The organism is Massilia glaciei (assembly GCF_003011895.2).
GTDB classification, from domain to species: Bacteria; Pseudomonadota; Gammaproteobacteria; order Burkholderiales; family Burkholderiaceae_D; genus Telluria_A; species Telluria_A glaciei.
Genome location: NZ_PXWF02000156.1, coordinates 1 through 2,895 on the forward strand (window position 1 = coordinate 1; position 2,895 = coordinate 2,895).

Here is a 2,895-nt window from a genome sequence, read left to right on the forward strand (position 1 = left end):
CCCTTTTCATTTCGTGCCCGGACAGCGCCTACAAATTGCGCGTATCGAAGGTGTTGCAACCTTCGACCTTGCCGTTCTCGAGCCCCTTGCTGAACCAGCGCGCGCGCTGTTCGGAGGTGCCGTGGGTGAACGAGTCGGGCACGACAGCGCCGCCGCCCTGGCGCTGCAGAGCGTCGTCGCCGATCGCCGTGGCCGCCTTGAGCGCGGCCTCGACGTCGCCGCCCTCGAGGATCTGGCGTTTTTGGTTGGTGTGGAAGGCCCACACGCCCGCGTAGCAGTCGGCCTGCAATTCCATGCGCACCGACATCGCGTTGACCTGCGATTCCGAGCCCTGGCGCCGCACCTCTTGCATTTTTTGCGAGGTGCCCATCAGATGCTGGACGTGGTGGCCGACCTCGTGCGCGATCACATACGCCTGCGCGAAATCGCCAGCCACGTTGAAGCGCTCCTTCATGAGGCGGAAGAAGGACAGGTCGATGTAGACCTTCTGGTCGCCGGGGCAGTAGAACGGGCCGCTCGCGCTTTGCCCGGTGCCGCAGGCGGTCGGCGTGCGGTCGCTGAACAGGGTCAGCGTCGGCGGCTGGTAGGTCGCCCCCTGCGCGCGGAACAAGGCGCCCCAGGCGTCCTCGGTGTCGGCCAGCACGGTCTTGACGAACTTGGAGTCGCGGTCGTTGATCGGCGGTCCGGCCGGGCCCTGCTGCTGCTCCCCGGCGCCACCGCCGCCGATCACCTCGAGCACCGTGGACGGGCTCACGCCGAAAATGTAGGAGCCGACGAGCGCGATGACGATCGTGCCGATCCCTATCGACTTGCCGCCGAACCCGCCGCCGCCGCTACCGCGGCGGTCCTCCACATTGTCGCTTTCGCGTCCGCCTTCCCATTTCATATTCTTCTCCACGCACATTTGCCAATCGAATAAGAACTGTACCCGGAAAGAGGAATCTTTGGCGCAATATACGTGCGGCGGGAAAACTGTTGCGCGCACGCCCGGGAAGCGTCAGAGGCTGAGAGTTTTTCGGACGTGCCCGGGCAGCGCGCCAGACGGCGGCCGATCGCGGCGCAAAGCACAGCCATAGCCCTGGCCATGGCGAGCGTTTGCAACGACGAGCGGGCGCGTTCCGGCGTACTGAAAGGGCACGCCCGAAAGACTCCCAGCCTCTCAGGCCTTGCGCGTGGCCCCCGTGAGGCCGGCGAACAGTTCCATCGGCATCGGGAACACGATCGTGGCCGTCTTGTCGCCGGCGATCATGCTCAGTGTTTGCATATAACGCAGCTGCATCGCGCCGTCCTGCTGCGCCAGCACGTGGGCCGCCTGCATCAGTTTTTCGGACGCCTGCATCTCGCCCTCGGCATGGATGACCTTGGCCCGGCGCTCGCGTTCGGCCTCGGCCTGGCGCGCGATCGCGCGCACCATCGACTCGTCGAGGTCGACGTGCTTGATCTCGACATTGGCGACCTTGATGCCCCAGGCGGCGGTCTGCGCGTCGAGCACGTTCTGGATGTCGATGTTGAGCCGTTCGCGTTCGGCGAGCATGTCGTCGAGCTCGTGCTTGCCGAGCACCGCGCGCAGGGTCGTCTGCGCCAGCTGGCTGGTCGCCTCCATGAAGTTTTCGACCTGGATGATGGCGAGCTCCGGATCGACGACGCGGAAATACAGCACCGCGTTGACCTTGACCGAGACGTTGTCGCGCGAGATCACGTCCTGCTTGGGCACGTCGAGCACGATGGTGCGCAAGTCGACCCGCACCATCTGCTGGAGCACGGGAATGAGGCTGATCAGGCCCGGCCCCTTGACCGCCCAAAAGCGGCCGAGTTGGAACACGACCCCGCGCTCGTACTCGCGCAGGACGCGGATCGCCGAGGCGAGCAACAAAAGCACGATGAACACCAGGGTGCCGAGGCCGAAACCGAAGTCGAACAACATGTCATTCTCCTTTATCGGGGTCGATGGGGGTTACCTGGAGCAGATGCCCGGTACGCGCGACGATGCGCACCGTCTGCCCGCGGCGCAGGGTGAGGTCGCTCGAGACGCGCCAGATTTCGCCGGCGACCTCGGCCCAGCCTTCGCGCCCGCTGCTGTCGAGCACTGTCGCGCTGGCGCCGAGCATCTGCCCTGCGCCGCTGACGGCGCCCAGGCGGCGCGTGCGCAAGGCCACCCCGGCGGTGCCGGCGACGACGGCGAAGCTGACCAGCGCGAGCGCACCGACCAGGCCGGGCGGGATGCCGAAGCCGGGCAATTCGGTGTCGACCAGCATCAGGGCGCCAACGACAAAGGCGACGATGCCGCCCAGCCCAATGAGCCCGAAACTGGGCAGAAAGGACTCGGCGACCATCAGGCCGATGCCCAGGACGATGAGCGCGAGACCGACGTAGTTCACGGGCAGCAATTGCAAGGCGTAGAGCCCCAGCAACAGGCAGATCGCGCCGACCACGCCTGGCACGATCGCGCCCGGGCTCATGAATTCGAAGATGAGACCGTAGATGCCGACCGTCATGAGCAACAGCGCGATGCTCGGGTTGGTGATCGTCGTCAGCAGGCGCGCGCGCCAGTCGGGCCGCACATCGCGCAGCGCCGCGCCGGCCAGCCGCAGCACGCGCTCCTGGCCGAGCACGACGACGCGCCTGCCGTCGAGCCGCGCCGCGAGCCGCGCCACGTCGTCGGCAACGAGGTCGATCACACCGAGTTCGAGCGCGTCGGACGCCGACAGGCTGGCGGCCTCGCGCACGGCGCGCTCGGCCCAGTCGGCGTTGCGCCCGCGCAGCTGCGCCAGCCCGCGAATATAGGCGGCGGCGTCGTTGTCCTGCTTGCGCGTGAGGGCGCCGTCGGCCGCCGGCGTACCGGGCGGCTCGGCCGGCTGCGAGGGAACCGCGCCGGGCGGGACCGTGCCGGGCGGG

Annotated in this window: 3 protein-coding genes; all 3 read right to left on the bottom strand. The window is 67.6% G+C overall.

Annotation, left to right across the window (positions count from 1 at the left end):
* Window positions 1-28 precede the first annotated feature (28 nt).
* Entirely contained in the window at window positions 29-886 is an 858-nt protein-coding gene (gene ypfJ, locus C7C56_RS10540) for a KPN_02809 family neutral zinc metallopeptidase (RefSeq protein ID WP_106757381.1), read from the bottom strand.
* A 273-nt stretch (window positions 887-1,159) separates the two neighbouring features.
* Window positions 1,160-1,924, bottom strand: a complete 765-nt coding sequence (locus tag C7C56_RS10545; protein WP_106757379.1) for a slipin family protein — start codon at window positions 1,922-1,924, stop codon at window positions 1,160-1,162.
* A 1-nt stretch (window position 1,925) separates the two neighbouring features.
* On the bottom strand, window positions 1,926-2,895 hold a 970-nt coding region (locus tag C7C56_RS10550; protein WP_106757380.1), incomplete at its 5' end, for an NfeD family protein.

Bases quoted from the DNA above. Each gene is read 5' to 3' on its own strand.
- ypfJ (WP_106757381.1), bottom strand. From the start codon at position 886: ATGAAATGGGAAGGCGGACGCGAAAGCGACAATGTGGAGGACCGCCGC.
- C7C56_RS10545 (WP_106757379.1), bottom strand. From the start codon at position 1,924: ATGTTGTTCGACTTCGGTTTCGGCCTCGGCACCCTGGTGTTCATCGTG.